This window comes from Rhodococcus pseudokoreensis, assembly GCF_017068395.1.
Taxonomy (GTDB): Bacteria; Actinomycetota; Actinomycetes; order Mycobacteriales; family Mycobacteriaceae; genus Rhodococcus_F; species Rhodococcus_F pseudokoreensis.
Genome location: NZ_CP070619.1, coordinates 3,013,606 through 3,029,273, shown reverse-complemented (window position 1 = coordinate 3,029,273; position 15,668 = coordinate 3,013,606). Strand labels below are relative to the sequence as shown.

Sequence of the window (15,668 nt, the reverse complement as noted above, 5' to 3'; positions counted from 1 at the left end):
CCCTTCTCAGAATTCGGTCGAGCGCGGCGACGGCGCGTTGGAGGCGATGGTGAGCAGCTGGATCTGCGAGGTGCCCTCGAAGATCCGGAGGATCCGGCAGTCGCGGTAGAGGCGTTCGATCTCGGATTCGCGCATGAATCCGGCGCCGCCGTGAATCTGCACGGTCTGGTCGACGATCGAGAAGCAGGCCTCCGTGGCCACGTACTTCGACACCGAGGCGGCGCGGCGCAGGTCGGCCCCGGCGTCCTTCACGTCCGCCGCCCAGTCCGCGGTGACCCGGGATGCGACGAGTTGTGCGTCGCACGCACCCAGCAGGAGCTGGATCGCCTGGAATTCGGCGATGGGGTGTCCGAACTGCTTGCGCTCGGCCGCGTAGGAGCGGCCCAGTTCCCAAGCGCGCAGCGCGATTCCGTTCGCCATCGCGGCCACGTCGATGCGGGCGCGGTTGAGGGCGGTGAGCGCGATGTTGCCGCCGCGGCCCTCCGTTCCCACCACGGCGTCGTGGGGCAGCACCACGTCGTCGAGGTAGACGGTGTAGGTGGGCGCCGATCGGATGCCCAGCTTGTCCTGCGGCTCCGAGTAACTCACGCCGGGAGTGCCCTGGGGGAGGACGAACGCGGTGATGCCGCGGAAGCCCGCCGACGGATCGGTCTTGGCGAACAGGACGACCAGGTCGGCCTCCTTGGCGTTGGAGATGTACGTCTTCGACCCCGACAGGTGCCACCCGTCGTCCTCGCGCCGCGCGGTCGTGCGCATCGACGCGATGTCGGAGCCGGCGTCCGGTTCGGTGAGGGCGAACCCGGCGAGCAGTTCACCGGACGCGAGGCGGGGCAGCCATCGGCGCTTCTGCTCCTCGGTACCGCCGACGAGGATCGGCTCGAGCCCCAGGTAGTGCGCGGTGTAGATCGAGGCGAGGGCGGCGTCGGTGCGGGCAACCTCCTCGATGGCGATCAGCTGCGTCTTGGTGGACATGCCCAGTCCGCCGAATTCCTCGGGCACCGAGATCCCCATCAGGTCCTGTTCGCCCAGTCGCTTCACCAGTTCCGCCGGGAACTCCCGCGTCTCGTCGCGGAACGCCGCGCCGGGGTGGATCTCACGGTTGGCGAAGGCGCGCACTGCGCCGCGGAACTCGGCGGCATCGAGCAGCTGATCGGTCACGGGAACTCCTGTCGGAAGATCGAAATTGCCATCTAGTGAAATAGCAATGCCACTTGGTGGCATATCGACTATGAAGGAGAACGCCGAATTTGTCCAGGGCTGCCGGTGTCCGCGGCAACGAAGCGGGTACTCCACCACGGACCGGCCACCCGGCCGACGCGACCGGGCAGGCGACCACTGCGGCGGGAGGAATGATGCGCGCGATCACTCGAGGGATCGTCATCGCGGGAACCGCGATCGGTGCCGCACTCGTCGGCGCCGGGACTTGCGTGGCCGCACCCGCGGTACCGTCCGGCACCTATCAGGGAACGACCAACGCACCCGCGGGAGAGTTGATCTGGAAGGGGAAGACTTTTCAGGGCGACACGGTCGTCAACAACTTCGCGTTCGGACTGACCGGACTCGCGGGCACCACTTCGCAGGACGGGTACGGAAACACCGTCATCGATTACAGTCCATCGGGTCTGGGGTTCCTGACCGACAGGATCTCCCCCAATGCCGACGGGAGCTACACCGGGGCCGTCTACGTGGGCGGCAGCCAGGTGGGAAGTTTCGGCCTCTCGGGACAGTGATCCCGGGGCCTGCTACGACAACGAGGCCGCACCTCTCGGGTGCGACCTCGTCGTCACAGTGTCATCGGGTCGTCGCTCAGACGGCCCGCACGTTCTGGGCCTGCGGGCCCTTCTGGCCCTGTCCGACCTCGAACTCCACCCGCTGGTTCTCCTCCAGCGACTTGTAGCCGCTGCCCGAGATCTCGGAGTAGTGAACGAACACGTCCGCGCTACCGTCGTCCGGCGCGATGAATCCGAAGCCCTTCTCGCTGTTGAACCACTTCACAACACCCTGCGCCATACCGTTCACTCCCTGAGTTGCCGCCCGGGATCTCACATCGAGATCCCGTTCGCGTAAATCTCATCCTGTCATCTAGCCGCTTGTGCTTCCAGTGGTAGGCCCACGAATCCTCCGGATCCGGGGCGCAGGCGAGGTCATGGGCAAGAAATTTCCCCCAAATGACCGATGATTCTGCCCGTCGGGGGCGGTCCTACCTGCGACCGACAATCACCTGCAACGAGGAGAACTCGATGAATTCCGCATCGACCGCCACCACCCACGCCCGGACCCTCGACGTTCCCGGTGCCAGGCTGTACTACGAGGTGCGGGGGTCGGGGCCCGTCGTGGTGCTCGTCGGCGCCCCGATGGACGCCGACTCATTCGGGCCCGCGGCCGAACTGCTGGCCGCCGAATACACCGTGCTCACGACGGACCCGCGGGGCATCCGCCGCAGCCCGGTCGACGACCGCGACCGCGATTCGACCCCGGAGATGCGCGCCGACGACCTCGCCCGGCTGCTGACGCACCTCGACGCGGGCCCTGCCGTGGTGTTCGGTTCCAGCGGCGGCGCCGTCAGCGCGCTGGCGCTCGTGCAGGCGCATCCGGAACTGGTGCACACCGTGGTGGCTCACGAGCCGCCGCTGGACGAACTGCTCGACGACCGCGAGGAACTGCGCGTGAAGACCGACGAGATCATCGACGCCCACCTCGGCGGGGACGTCGTGGGGGCGTGGAGGAAGTTCCTGGATCTGGCGAACATCCACCTGCCCGAGGAGGTGTTCCAGCAGATGGTCGGGGGCGAGCGGGACGAGCAGGCGAAGGCCGACGATCACTTCCAGCACGCGCACATGCTGCGCCCGACCACCCGCTGGTGCCCGGACGTCGCCGCGCTGCGCTCCGCGTCCACCCGCGTCGTGGTCGGTGTCGGCGAGGAGTCGGGAGGTCAACTCTGCGACCGGACGTCGCGGGCGCTCGCCGCCGAACTGGGAGTCGAGCCCACGCTGTTCCCGGGTGATCACATCGGCTTCGCCCACGACCCGGCCGCGTTCGTCACCCGCCTGCGCGCAGTGCTGCGGGAGGTCTGAGCGCAGGTTGCCCGGGCGACCTCAGCCGACGATCGGAATGCGTTTGGTGGCGATCCGGTGGATGAACCGGGCGGCGGTGCGGGCGGTGCGGTTGTCGATGTCGAATGACGGATTGAGCTCGGCGACATCGACGACCGCGAGTTTTCCGCTGGCGGCGACCGCGTCGCACACGAATTGGATCGTCTCCGCGGGAACCCCGTACGCGGCGGGAGCGCTCACGCCCGGTGCGACCGCGGCGGGCAGGACGTCGAGGTCGATGGTGAGGTACACGAGATCGACGTCCGACAGGAACTCGCTGACGAACACGGCCACTCGGTGCCGGTCGGACACCGAGCACTCGTCGTCCAGGAGGTACCGGACGTCGTATCCGCGTGCGGTGTCGAACAGGGCGGTGGTGTTGCTGGGCTGGCTGATGCCGAGCACGGAGTACTGCAGGGTGGTGCCCGCCGCATGTTCCCGTTCGAGGATCTGCCGGAACGGTGTGCCCGAACTCGGCACCGGATCGGACCGCAGGTCGAAGTGGGCGTCCAGGTTCAGGATCCCGACCCGTTTGCGCGGGGTCCGGACCGCGGCCTGCGCCAGACCGAGGTACGTCCCGAACGCCACCTCGTGGCCGCCGCCGAGGACCACGGGGAACTGGCCGGCGTCGAGCGTCGCGGCAACCACCGCGCCCAGCGCCTCCTGCCCGGATTCGAGACGATTGTCGGTGACCGCGACGGTGCCGGCGTCGTACGCGCGGAGCGGTTCGGCGAGCGCCATCGACGACAGCGCGCTCCGCAGCGCGTCCGGACCGCGGGACGCCCCGCGGCGCCCCTTGTTCCGTTCCACGCCCTCGTCGCTGGAGAATCCGATGAACACGCAGGCGCCCGGCTCGGCGCCGTCCCGTAGCGGGGTCACCGCCTGGTGCCAGCGGAGGTGGTGACTCGACGTGCCGTCCATCCTGCCGACCCAGGGGGGTGGCGGTATCAACAGGTTCTCCATCATCGCAATGCCTCCGCTTTCTCGTGACCGACGTGCGCGGACCAGGCGAGTTCGCCGCCCCGCCACACATCGCTGACCAGGGGGACGCCGGGCCGGTAGGCCAGGTGCAGGTACGACGGCGCGTCGAGGGCGAGGGCATCGGCCCGCGCTCCGGGACGCAGGACCCCGACGTCGGCGCGTTGCAGCGCGCGGGCGCCGCCCGCCGTCGCCGCCCAGATGGCTTCGTCCGGGGTCATGTGCATGTCCCGCACCGCGATCGCGATGCAGAACGGCAGGCTGGTGGTGTAGCTGGTGCCGGGGTTGCAGTCCGCGCCCAGCGCGACCGTGACACCGGCGTCGAGCAGGGCCCGGGCATCGGGGTACTTGTTGCGGGTCGAGAAGTCCGCGCCGGGCAGGAGGGTCGCCACCGTCGAACTCTGCGCGAGCGCGTCGATGTCGGCCTGCGTGGTGTAGCAGACGTGGTCGACGGACGCGGCGCCGAGTTCGACGGCGAGCTGGACTCCGGGCCCCTCGCGGAGCTGGTTGCCGTGGACGCGGGGGATCAGCCCCTTCGCCATTCCGGCGGTGAGTACGGCGTGGGCCTGATCGCGGTCGAACGCGCCGGTCTCGCAGAACACGTCGATCCATTTCGCCTGCGGTGCACAGGCGTCGATCATCTCCGAGCAGACCATGGCGACGTAGTCGTCGGCGCGGCCCGCGTATTCCGGCGGCGGAACGTGCGCGGCGAGCAGCGTCACCTCGTCGGTGAGGGACGCCGCGATCCGTGTGCTGCGCAGTTCGTGCGCGACCGTCTGGCCGTAGCCGGTCTTGCATTCCACGGTGGTGCTGCCCGACCGCAGCGACTCGTCCAGCAGCCGCCGCGTGTTCGCCTGCAGTTCTTCGTCGGTGGCGTTCCGCGTCGCCTCGATCGTGTTGCGGATACCACCCGCCGCGTACGGCTGCCCCGCCATGCGGGCGGCGAATTCCTCCGCGCGTTCCCCGCCGAACACCAGGTGCGAGTGGCTTTCGACGAAGCCCGGCAGCACGGCCCGGCCGTCGAGGTCGTGCCCGACGTCCGCGGCAGGCGCCGCGTCGGTGCTGCCGACCCAGGCCACCACGCCGCCGTCGAAGACGACGGCGGCGTCGCGGATCAGCCCGAGCGGACCTTCCCCCACTGTCGGGTCGTTGGTCACCAGGGTGCCGATGCCGGTCAGCGCTGTGGAGCGGGAGGTGTTCGCTGTCACTGCTGTTCCTTCCAGTGGTTCGAAGATACGGTCGCTCGGGCGGTTGGTCATCCCTCGGACATCGGCACGCGGACGCCGCGCTCGCGGGCGACGTCGGCGGCGTGGTCGTAGCCGGCGTCGACGTGCCGGATGACGCCCATGCCGGGGTCATTGGTCAAGACCCGCTCCAACTTCTCCGCGGCCAGGTCGGTGCCGTCCGCGATGCACACCTGGCCGGCGTGGATGGACCGGCCCATGCCGACCCCGCCGCCCTGGTGGATGGACACCCACGACGCGCCCGACGCGGTGTTGACGAGTGCGTTGAGCAGCGGCCAGTCGGCGATCGCGTCGGAGCCGTCGAGCATCGACTCGGTCTCGCGGTACGGCGACGCGACCGATCCGGAGTCGAGGTGGTCGCGGCCGATGGCGACGGGCGCGGACAGCTCACCGGACGCCACCATCTCGTTGAACTTCAGGCCGGCCTTGTGGCGTTCGCCGTAGCCGAGCCAGCAGATCCGGGCGGGCAGGCCCTCGAAGGCCACCTTTTCACCTGCCATCGTGATCCAGCGCTTGAGGTGCTCGTTCTCGGGGAACAATTCGAGGATCGCCTTGTCGGTGGCCTCGATGTCCTTCGGGTCGCCCGACAGCGCGGCCCAGCGGAACGGGCCGAGGCCCTCCTCGAACAGCGGACGGATGTAGGCGGGCACGAATCCGGGGAAGTCGAATGCGCGGTTGTAGCCGGCCTTGCGGGCCTCGTCGCGGATGGAGTTGCCGTAGTCGAACACCTCGGCGCCCTTGTCGAGGAAGCCGACCATCGCGGCGACGTGGCGGGCCATCGACGCGCGCGAGTCCTCGGTGAACTTCACCGGGTCCTTGTCGGCCATCGCCTTCATGTCGGCGAAGTCGATGCCGAGCGGCAGGTACGACAGCGGGTCGTGTGCCGACGTCTGGTCGGTGACGATGTCGATGGGCGCGTTCATGGCCAGCAGTTCGGGGAAGATCTCCGCGGCGTTGCCCTCGAGGCCGATGGACAGCGGGCGCTTCGCGTCGCGGGCCTCGGTCGCCAGACGCAGGGCGTCGTGGATGTCGGTGGCCTTGGTGTCGAGGTACTTGTGCGCGATCCGGCGGTCGATGCGGGTGACGTCGCAGTCGACGCAGATCGCGACGCCGTCGTTCATCGTCACGGCGAGGGGCTGGGCGCCGCCCATGCCGCCGAGTCCCGCGGTCAGGGTGATGGTGCCGGCGAGCGAACCGCCGAACCGCTTTCGGGCGACGGCGCCGAACGTCTCGTACGTGCCCTGCAGGATGCCCTGCGTGCCGATGTAGATCCAGGATCCGGCGGTCATCTGCCCGTACATGATCAGGCCGAGGGCGTCGAGCTTGCGGAATTCTTCCCAGTTGGCCCAGTCGCCCACCAGGTTCGAGTTCGCGAGCAGGACGCGGGGCGCCCACTCGCTGGTGCGGAACACACCGACCGGCTTGCCGGACTGCACCAGCATCGTCTCGTCCGACTTCAGGGTCTTCAGCGTCCGGACCATCGCGTCGAACGCTTCCCAGCTGCGCGCGGCCTTGCCGGTGCCGCCGTAGACGACGAGCGAGTCGGGGTGCTCGGCGACCTCGGGGTCGAGGTTGTTCATCAGCATGCGCAGGGCGCCTTCTTGCTGCCAGCCGAGGGTCGTCAGTTCGGTGCCGCGGGGCGCCGACACGTGGCGGGGTCCGGAAACCGGAGGCGTCGTGGTGGTCATGTCGTGTACTCCTTGATGGTCGAACGAGAAGGGTGGAAGAGTTTGGGGTTCAGCGTGATTCACTGTCGTGTATCGGCCATGGCGGTGTGTTCGGGGTAGATCATGGCCGGGGGCGGGTTGCTGCTGCGCTTCGCGAGCGGGTAGTAGATCGCGGCGGTGAAGACGATGCCGACGATCCATGAGATGTCCGCGCCGCCCAGCATGTCCGTCACCGGGCCGGTGTAGAGCTTCTGCGCGAGGAACGGGATCTGCGCGACGACGCCGATGGCGTAGCAGCTCATCGCCGTCTTGTTCCAGCGGCCGTAGCGGCCCGCCGGGTCGTACAGGGCCGGGATGTCCACGCGCTCCTTGGAGATGAGGTAGTAGTCGATCAGGTTGATGGCGCTCCACGGCGTGAAGACCATCAGCAGCACGAGGACGAAGTTCTTGAAGTTGTTGAGGAAGTCGGCGCTCGCACCGATCGCGATCAGCATCGACACCGCGACGAACCCGATGATGTACAGGGAGCGGGCCCGGGTCGAGATGCGGGACTGCCCGTTGAACGCGGTCACGGTGGTGAGGATCGACATGAATCCGCCGTACGCGTTGAGGCAGTTGACGGTGAGCTTCCCGACGAGGATCACGAGGTAGATCATGAGGGCGATGACGGCGGGTCCGGCGAGTTCGCCGATGAAGCCGACCTGGTCACTGAGGAACGCGTCGCCGGCGACGGCGGCGACGAGCGCGCCCAGCGTCATCGACCACTGCGAGCCGATCACACTGCCCGCGAACGTCGACCAGAACGTCTTCCGCTCGCTCGTCGAGCGCGGCAGGTAGCGGGAGTAGTCGGCGACGTACGGTCCGAACGTCAGCTGCCAGCCGGCTCCGAGCGAGATCGCGAGGAGGAACGTGACGATGTCGAAGCCCTTGATCCCGACGAACGCGGCCACGTCGTACTCGGCGAACAAGCGGATCAGGAGGTAGGTGAAGCCGATGATGCCGACGACGGTCGCGATCTTGCCGACCACGTGGATGAGTTTGTACCCGGTCACCGCCACGAACGCGGTCATCGCGCCGAAGATGAGGATGCCGACGGTGGCGTTGTCGATGTGGAGGATCTCGTTCACGGCCTGACCGGCGAGGACGCTGCCGGTCGCGGCGAAGCCGAGATACATCAGGACGACGAGGACGAGCGGGAGCACGGCGCCGAGGACGCCGAACTGGGCCCGGCTCGAGATCATCTGCGGCAGCCCGAGGCGCGGCCCCTGAGCGGAGTGCAGGGCCATGACGGCACCGCCGAAGACGTTGCCGATCAGCAGGCCGACGATGGCCCACAGCGCGTCGGCGCCGAAGACGACCGCCAGGGCGCCGTCCACGATCGCGGTGATCTGCATGTTGGCGCCGAACCAGAGCGTGAACTGGCTGCGCGGAGATCCGTGGCGCTCGTCGTCCGGAACGACGTCGATGGTGCGACGCTCCGGCGCGAGGCTGATCTCGGGAGGTCCCTCGTGTGTCATGGCCTTAGTTCTCTCTGTGACGAGTCCGGCAGCTTCTGGTCGGTCCCGGGTGCTCTGTCCCATGTCCTGAATCCAGTGTGCTCTGACTCACGTTTTTTATCGCCTTAGATGTATAGTCCTGTATAGACAACCCCCTGTCAAGCGTTCTCCAAGGACCCAGCCGAGAAGCGTGCCGGCCCGCCACTGCACCAGCCGGGAGTCCCGATGCTCCCGACGGAAGGTACTGACATGAGAGTAATTTCGACGTCCTCACATCCGCTCGAGGGTGATGAGCAGCTGTTTTCCGACCAGGAGGCGCGCGAGCGCTTCCTCGACCTCTACCTCGGCACCGCCGGCTACCCCTACGCCGACAACGCGGATCCCGAGGCGCGTGATCGGATCGCCAACACTCATCTCGAGACGGGACGGCACCGGATCCCCGGGACCGCGGTCGTGCGCGGCATCGACGCCACGGACCCCAGCGGGATCGGACCCGCCGTGCAGATCGTCACCGACGACATGGCGCTGCTCGTCGAATCGGTACTCCTGACCGCGGCCCGGGTCGGCGCCCCCATCGAGGAGGCACTGCACCCGGTCGTCGCCGCCCGCCGCACGGAGTCGGGCACCCTCACCGACGTGCGTCCGGCCACCGACGCGGGGACGGCGGAGTCCTGGATCCACGTGGGGCTTCGCTCCGACACCGACAAGACGGTCATCGCCGCACTCGTCGAATCCCTGACCGCCGTCCTCGCCGACGTGCGCCGGGTCAACGCGGATCTGGCGCGCATGTGCGAACTGCAGATCCAGGTGTCCGAGCAACTCGACGCGCAGGCCGGGCAGGACGCGCGGTCCGAAGAACTCCGGGAGGCCGCCGACTTCCTGCGCTGGTGCGAAGCGGGCAACTTCACCGTCCTCGGATACGCACGATACGACGCCGACGGCGCACCCCGGGAGAGTCTCGGCGTCCTTCACGACCGGGAGGGCGATCGTGCGCCGGCCACCGAATCCGGTCCGGTCCTGGCGATCGGGCAGGCGGCGCTCCCGGTGTCCGTGCACCGTTCGTCGTATCCGTCCTTCGTCGGCGTCCGGGCCGCGGGGGAGGAGCACCGCTTCGTCGGCGTGTTCACGCCCGCGGGCAGGCACGAGAACGTCCTCGACATTCCGGGTGCGGGCCGCCGGGTGCGGGCCCTGCTCGACCGCGCCGGCTTCGACATCGACTCCTTCTCCGGGCAGGCAGTGCTGCAGGTCGTGCAGGCGCTGCCGCTGACCGAGTTGTTCGCGGCGAGCCCGGACTCGCTGCATTCGGCCCTCACCGAGGTCGCCGGCATCACCGCGCGTGAACACATCCACCTCTTCCTGCGCACGGACGACCCCGGCGACAGCATGTCGGCGCTGGTGTTCATTCCCCGCGACCGGTACAACACGCGGACACGCCTCGCGGCCCAGCACGTCCTGCTGGACGAGTTGAACGGCACGGCCGTCGAATACACCACGAACGTGTCCGAGTACCCGCTGGCGATGGTGCATTTCACGATGCGCGTCCCCGCGGACACCGCAGTGACGGACACGCGGCGCCTGGACATTCAGCGCCGGATCGCCCGGGCCTGCCGGACCTGGGAAGACCGGTTCCGGGACGAAGGCGATACCGCCGAACGCGACCTCCTCGCGCACTATTCGGAGCACTTCCCCGCGGTGTACAAGCACGACTTCGACACCGAGCGCGCCCATGCGGACCTGGCGGTGTTCGAGACACTGACGGACGGGGCGATCGAGACGCGGCTCGACACGCAGGCCGCCGACTGGCGTTTCACCTTCTTCGTCGGCGGCGCCCCCGCCTCCCTCAGCGACGTGCTCCCGATTCTGCAGAGCATGGGTGTCGCGGTTCTCGACGAGCGCCCGTACACGGTCGCGAACAGTCGCGGAACCGTCTGCTGGATGTACGAATTCGGGATTCGCCACGCAGCGGCCGGGCCGGTGGACGACGCACTGCCGCACCGCTTCACGGAAACGTTCGCCGCGGCCTGGGAATCTCGGGCGGAGACGGACAGTTTCAACGAACTCGTACTCCGGGCGGGCCTCGACTGGCGGGAGGTCGAGGTGCTGCGGGCCTACGCGCGCTACCTCCGGCAGGGTGGGTTCCCGTACAGCCAGAACCACATCGCGACGGTCCTCGGCGATCATCCGGAAATCTCGCAGGCGCTGATCCGGCTGTTCGCCGCGAGATTCGATCCGGACGCCGCGGCGGACTCCGGTGACCTGACCGGCTCGCTGGAAACGGCGATCGGCGACGTGCTCGGTCTCGACGCCGACCGCATCCTGCGCGCCTACCTCAACGTGGTCCTCGCGACGCTGCGCACCAACCGCTATGTCTGCGCGGGTAAGGAACGGGAGGTCCTGTCGTTCAAATTCGATCCGCAGCGGATCCCCGAACTGCCGCAGCCGCGGCCGCGTTTCGAGATCTACGTCTACTCACCGTGGGTCGAGGGTGTGCACATGCGGTTCGGCGCTGTTGCGCGGGGCGGCCTGCGGTGGTCCGACCGCAAGGAGGATTTCCGCACCGAGGTACTCGGCCTGGTGAAGGCGCAGGCGGTCAAGAACTCGGTGATCGTGCCCGTCGGCGCGAAGGGCGGGTTCGTCGTCGCCCGTCCGCCGGCCCCCACCGGCGACGCGGCGCGGGACCGGGACGCGCAGCGCGCCGAGGGCGTGCGCTGCTACCGCAGCTTCATCAGCGGACTGCTGGATGTCACCGACAACGTGGACCTCGCGAGCGGTGCCGTGATCCCGGCACCGCGGGTGGTGCGGCACGACGGCGACGACACCTACCTCGTCGTCGCCGCGGACAAGGGCACCGCGACGTTCTCCGACATCGCGAACGACGTTGCGGCGCAGTACGGTTTCTGGCTCGGTGACGCATTCGCGTCCGGCGGATCCGTCGGCTACGACCACAAGGCGCTTGGCATCACCGCCCGCGGCGCGTGGGAGAGCGTGAAACGGCACTTCCGGGAAATGGGCATCGACACCCAGTCGGAGGAGTTCACGGCCGTCGGGATCGGCGACATGAGCGGCGACGTGTTCGGCAACGGAATGCTGGCCAGCCCGCACATTCGGCTCATCGCCGCGTTCGATCACCGGCACGTGTTCCTCGACCCGAACCCCGACGCGGCCACCTCCTTCGCGGAGCGGGAACGGCTGTTCGCGATGCCGCGGTCGTCGTGGGTGGACTACGCACCCGGCCTGATCAGCGCGGGCGGCGGTGTGTGGGAACGGTCGCGGAAGAGCGTTCCGGTCAGCGAGGAGGCGCGGCGCGCGCTCGGGCTGGCACCCGGGACCACCGAACTGTCGCCACCCGACCTGGTGCGCGCGATCCTGCGGGCGCCGGTGGATCTGCTGTGGAACGGCGGGATCGGCACGTACGTGAAGGCGGGCACCGAAACCCACCTCGACGTGGGGGACAAGGGCAACGACGGCGTGCGGGTGGACGGCGCCGACGTCCGGGCGCGGGTGATCGGTGAGGGCGGCAACCTCGGCCTCACCCAGCTGGGACGCATCGAATTCTCCCGCAACGGCGGTCGAATCAACACGGACGCTCTCGACAACTCGGCGGGCGTGGACTGCTCCGACCACGAGGTCAACATCAAGGTCCTGCTCGACGCCCTCGTCAGCGGCGGCCGTCTCGCCGCGGAGGATCGCGCGGGTCTGCTCGCCGAGATGTCCGGGGAGGTGTCACGTCTCGTGCTGTCCGACAACGTCGCCCAGAACGACGTGCTGGGCACGAGCCGGGCCGACGCCGCCGCGTCGCTCGCGGTGCACGGACGGCTCATCGGCCACCTGGAGGGCCGCTACGGTCTGGACCGCGCCATCGAGGTGCTGCCGTCCCGGAAGGAGATCGCCGCACGGGAACGCGCGGAGGCGGGACTCACGTCGCCGGAACTTGCGACGCTCATGGCGCACGTCAAACTGGCGCTGAAATCGGATCTGCTGGCCGGCGACCTGCCGGACAGCCCGGCGTTCGCGGACGCTCTCGCCGGGTACTTCCCGCGCAGACTGCGGGAGTCGTTCGGCGATGCCATCGGTGAACATCCGCTGCGCCGGGAGATCGTCGCGACGGTCCTCACCAATGACGTCGTCGACAACGGCGGCATCACGTACGCCTTCCGGCTGGGGGAGGAGGCCGGTGCCAGCGGCGCCGATGCCGTGCGCGCGTTCGCGGTGGTCTCGGAGGTGTTCGACCTGCCGTCGCTGCGCCGCGACATCCGGGACGCCGACCTCGACGCCGCGCTCTCGGACGAGTTGACGCTGTTCACCCGGCGGCTGCTCGACCGGGCGTCGCGGTGGATGCTCACCCGCAGGCCCCAGCCGCTGGCGGTCGGGGCGGAGATCAGCCGATTCCGTGACCGGGTCGCGGACCTGACCCCGCACGTCGCGGGCTGGCTGTGCGGGGAGGACGCGGAGAGTCTCCGCAGCCGTACGGCCGCGCTCGTGGCCCGCGGTGTCCCCGCCGACCTGGCCGGGCGCGTCCAACTGCTGCTCGACCGGTTCGCGCTGCTCGACATCGTCGAGATCGCCGACATCACCCAACGCGACCCCCGCGAGGTGGCCGAGGTGTATTACCGGCTCGGGGAGTGCCTCGGGCTGGTGCACCTCCTGGTGGGGGTCTCGCAGCTGGGACGGGGGACGCGGTGGAACGCGCTGGCCCGGTTGTCGTTGCGCGACGAGTTGTACGACACGGTGCGGGCCCTGTGCCTCGACGTGATCGCGGGCAGCGAAGTCGCGGACACCGCGGAACAGAAGATCGGGGAGTGGGAGGACCGCAACGCGGCCCGGCTGGCGCGGGCCCGCCACACTCTCGACGCCGTCACGGAATCGGGTGAGCACGACCTGGCCGCCCTGTCCGTCGCGACCAGGCAACTTCGCAGCATGGTGAGGTGACATCGGGCGCACCGCGCGATTGCGGCTTACCCGTGCAGTCGGCCGATAGACTGCAAAAGGCCGACTGCACGGGAAGTTCGTCGGTGCCGCAGAGGAATGGGTGTCAGTGGTAGAGATCGCAGTAGTCGACGCGGAGCTTGCTGCGTTGTACAACGGACCGGGGACGGAGTCGGCCCCGGCGTACGAACGCGTCAAGCACCTGATCGTGTCGCAGATCAACGCCGGCCGCTGGCAGGAGGGCGATCAGCTGCCCTCGGAGAATCAGCTGGTGGGCGCCCTGGGTCTGTCCCGCATGACCATCAACCGCGCGTTGCGTGAACTCAGCGCCGAGGGTCTCGTGGTGCGCCTGATGGGTGTGGGCACGTTCGTGGCGGCCACGAAGACGGCGTCGCCGCTGTTCGAGGTCAAGAACATCGCGGACGAGATCCAGCAACGCGGCCACCGTCACCGAACCGAAGTCGTGTACGTGCGTGAGGAAGACGCCGACCCGGCCAACGCCTTCATCCGGGATTCGATCCGCGGCAAGGTGTTCCACTCCCTGATGATCCACTACGAGGACGACACACCGATCCAGCTCGAAGACCGGTTCGTCAATCCGGCCGAGGCGCCCGGGTATCTCGATCAGGACTTCACCCAGCAGACGCCCAATCACTATCTGAGCGTGGAAGCTCCGCTGACGAGGGGCGAGCACGTCGTCGAAGCGATCCTCGGATCGCCCGAGGAATGCCGGCTCCTCCACATCGAGCGGTCCGAACCCTGCCTGCTGATCCGGCGCCGCACCTGGTCGTCCCGAGGACTCGTCAGCGCCGCGCGTCTCGTCCACCCCGGTTCACGGAACCGTCTCGAAGGGTCGTTCGGGACCGGCTGATCGGTTCGGCCGAGTCGGTGGCGGTTGGGTGCCGGCGACTTGGGGTAGTCGCGGTATACACACACCCCGCGTGCACCGACGCGCCATATTGCTGCCGTCGACGCAGCGCGTGGCGACGACACACAGCAAGTAGGTTCGATCATGAAATTCATGAAAACTAAAACCAAGGTCGAGTTGGGGGCCGCGGTCGGCGCGGGATACCTGCTCGGGCGCACACACCAGTTGAAGATGGCCGTGAAACTCGCCGGGGCGGGCGGGCGATCCCCCAGTGGGCCACAGGAGCTGCTCACCCAGGGATCCGAACTCCTCGCTTCGTCTCCGGACATCACGGAACTCGGCGACTCGGTTCGGGACGAACTGCTCGACGTCACGGCGGCCAAGGCCGAAGCCGAGGCCACCAGCGAGCACATCGCTTCGTTCCGCGACCGCCTCCGCTCGCGCCGCGCGAACGTCGTATCCGGCGGCGGGCACCTGGTCGCCGGTGTGAAGAGAATCGGCTATCGCGGGCACGACCACCCGGCGGAATCCACCGTCGACGCCGAACCGGACAACGGAAAAGACGAGGACGAGAAACAACAGCAGCCGTCCAGCGGCCGGGCACGCTTGCGGCGGATCACGCCCCACGCGTTCCACCATGCCTGAGCCGTCACGACGGGCCGGCACCACATCGAAGCGCTGACGTTCGCCGGAAACGGGTGCCGAGACGAAGGTGAATTCTGCTCGGGTTCTCGTTGTCGCGGTCGGTGTCGGCGCTGTCCGTGTGGCGTGCCTACATGCTGGGAGCACAGGTTCACGAGGGTGCCGGGGGAGTACCCACTCCGGGGTCAGCGGCCGGCCCGGAGCCGTCATAGGTGCGCTGTCACCGGTTCCGCCTGCGCTGGTCGTCCGCGCGTCCACGTGGTTGGTGCACCGGCCGATGCCGTCCCTGTCCGTAGATGTGGTGCCCACATCACCGGCGGTGATGTAACGGCCGCCGAGCGTATCGACAAACCGCCCATACACTTCGAGTAGCGCTTCGGTTTTGTGCTGACAGGGATCTCCGATGATGACAGCCTTGCCGCCACCAAGCGGAAGCCCGGCTACCGCCGCCTTGTAGGTGATTCCCCGAGACAGACGAAGGCCGTCGGTCAGCGCGGCGGCTTCGTTGGCGTAGGGGTAGAACCGGGTGCCGCCCAATGCCGGCCCCAAGGTGGTGTTGTGGATGGCGACGACCGGCGTCGGCCGGGGCCAGCCCGGGATGGCATCAGCTTTCGATGCATCTGGTGGCGATGGTGCCCGCAGATAGGACGCCGTTTGGGCATTCTGCGGAAAACAGAAAAGCCCGGTTTGCTGTTGTTTGCGGGCAAACAACGGCAAACCGGACTTTATCTTCCTCGTAGAGGAAGTGTTCGACA

Annotated in this window: 11 protein-coding genes and 1 pseudogene; 5 read left to right on the top strand and 7 right to left on the bottom strand. The window is 68.3% G+C overall.

What is annotated here, in order from left to right; all coding sequences use genetic code 11:
* Positions 1-6 precede the first annotated feature (6 nt).
* On the bottom strand, positions 7-1,158 hold the full coding sequence (locus JWS13_RS18920; RefSeq protein ID WP_124390171.1) for an acyl-CoA dehydrogenase family protein: 1,152 nt from the start codon (positions 1,156-1,158) through the stop codon (positions 7-9).
* 89 nt (positions 1,159-1,247) lie between these two features.
* On the opposite strand from JWS13_RS18920, the gene JWS13_RS18915 reads away from it, so the two are divergent.
* Entirely contained in the window at positions 1,248-1,730 is a 483-nt protein-coding gene (locus JWS13_RS18915) for a hypothetical protein (protein WP_241032240.1), read from the top strand.
* Positions 1,731-1,806: 76 nt separating this feature from the next.
* On the opposite strand, the gene cspE is transcribed toward JWS13_RS18915, so the two are convergent.
* Positions 1,807-2,010 carry a transcription antiterminator/RNA stability regulator CspE gene (cspE, locus tag JWS13_RS18910; RefSeq protein ID WP_005244612.1) on the bottom strand — a complete coding sequence of 68 codons (204 nt, stop codon included), beginning with the start codon at positions 2,008-2,010 and terminating at the stop codon, positions 1,807-1,809.
* Positions 2,011-2,240: 230 nt separating this feature from the next.
* Here cspE and JWS13_RS18905 point away from each other — a divergent pair, with 230 nt between their 5' ends.
* A complete protein-coding gene (locus JWS13_RS18905; protein WP_206006977.1) occupies positions 2,241-3,074 on the top strand; it encodes an alpha/beta fold hydrolase in 834 nt (277 codons plus the stop codon).
* Between the two features lie 21 nt (positions 3,075-3,095).
* On the opposite strand, the gene hutG is transcribed toward JWS13_RS18905, so the two are convergent.
* The 4 genes from hutG to JWS13_RS18885 are packed head-to-tail and all read right to left on the bottom strand — an operon-like array spanning position 3,096 to position 8,498.
* Positions 3,096-4,058 (bottom strand): formimidoylglutamase, encoded by a 963-nt coding sequence (gene hutG / locus JWS13_RS18900; RefSeq protein WP_206006976.1) that lies wholly within the window; start codon positions 4,056-4,058, stop codon positions 3,096-3,098.
* Complete coding sequence (gene hutI / locus JWS13_RS18895) at positions 4,055-5,278, bottom strand: imidazolonepropionase (protein ID WP_206006975.1); 1,224 nt, start codon at positions 5,276-5,278, stop codon at positions 4,055-4,057. Before hutI ends, hutG begins: the two co-directional genes overlap by 4 nt.
* 47 nt (positions 5,279-5,325) lie before the next feature.
* Positions 5,326-7,002 carry a urocanate hydratase gene (hutU, locus tag JWS13_RS18890; protein WP_206006974.1) on the bottom strand — a complete coding sequence of 559 codons (1,677 nt, stop codon included), beginning with the start codon at positions 7,000-7,002 and terminating at the stop codon, positions 5,326-5,328.
* A gap of 59 nt (positions 7,003-7,061) precedes the next feature.
* Positions 7,062-8,498: a purine-cytosine permease family protein gene (locus tag JWS13_RS18885; RefSeq protein WP_206006973.1), complete on the bottom strand. Its 1,437-nt coding sequence runs from the start codon at positions 8,496-8,498 to the stop codon at positions 7,062-7,064.
* Between the two features lie 228 nt (positions 8,499-8,726).
* Between JWS13_RS18885 and JWS13_RS18880 the strand changes: the two genes are divergently transcribed.
* The 3 genes from JWS13_RS18880 (at position 8,727) to JWS13_RS18870 (ending at position 14,916) form a co-directional block, all read left to right on the top strand.
* Positions 8,727-13,406, top strand: coding sequence for an NAD-glutamate dehydrogenase (locus tag JWS13_RS18880; RefSeq protein WP_206006972.1), 4,680 nt, complete (start codon positions 8,727-8,729; stop codon positions 13,404-13,406).
* A gap of 100 nt (positions 13,407-13,506) precedes the next feature.
* Entirely contained in the window at positions 13,507-14,274 is a 768-nt protein-coding gene (gene hutC, locus JWS13_RS18875) for a histidine utilization repressor (protein ID WP_206006971.1), read from the top strand.
* Between the two features lie 150 nt (positions 14,275-14,424).
* On the top strand, positions 14,425-14,916 hold the full coding sequence (locus JWS13_RS18870; RefSeq protein WP_241032239.1) for a hypothetical protein: 492 nt from the start codon (positions 14,425-14,427) through the stop codon (positions 14,914-14,916).
* A 192-nt stretch (positions 14,917-15,108) separates the two neighbouring features.
* Here the strand turns inward: JWS13_RS18870 and JWS13_RS18865 are convergent.
* Positions 15,109-15,555: pseudogene (locus JWS13_RS18865) on the bottom strand (Glu/Leu/Phe/Val dehydrogenase dimerization domain-containing protein); the annotation flags it as partial.
* Positions 15,556-15,668: the final 113 nt, after the last annotated feature.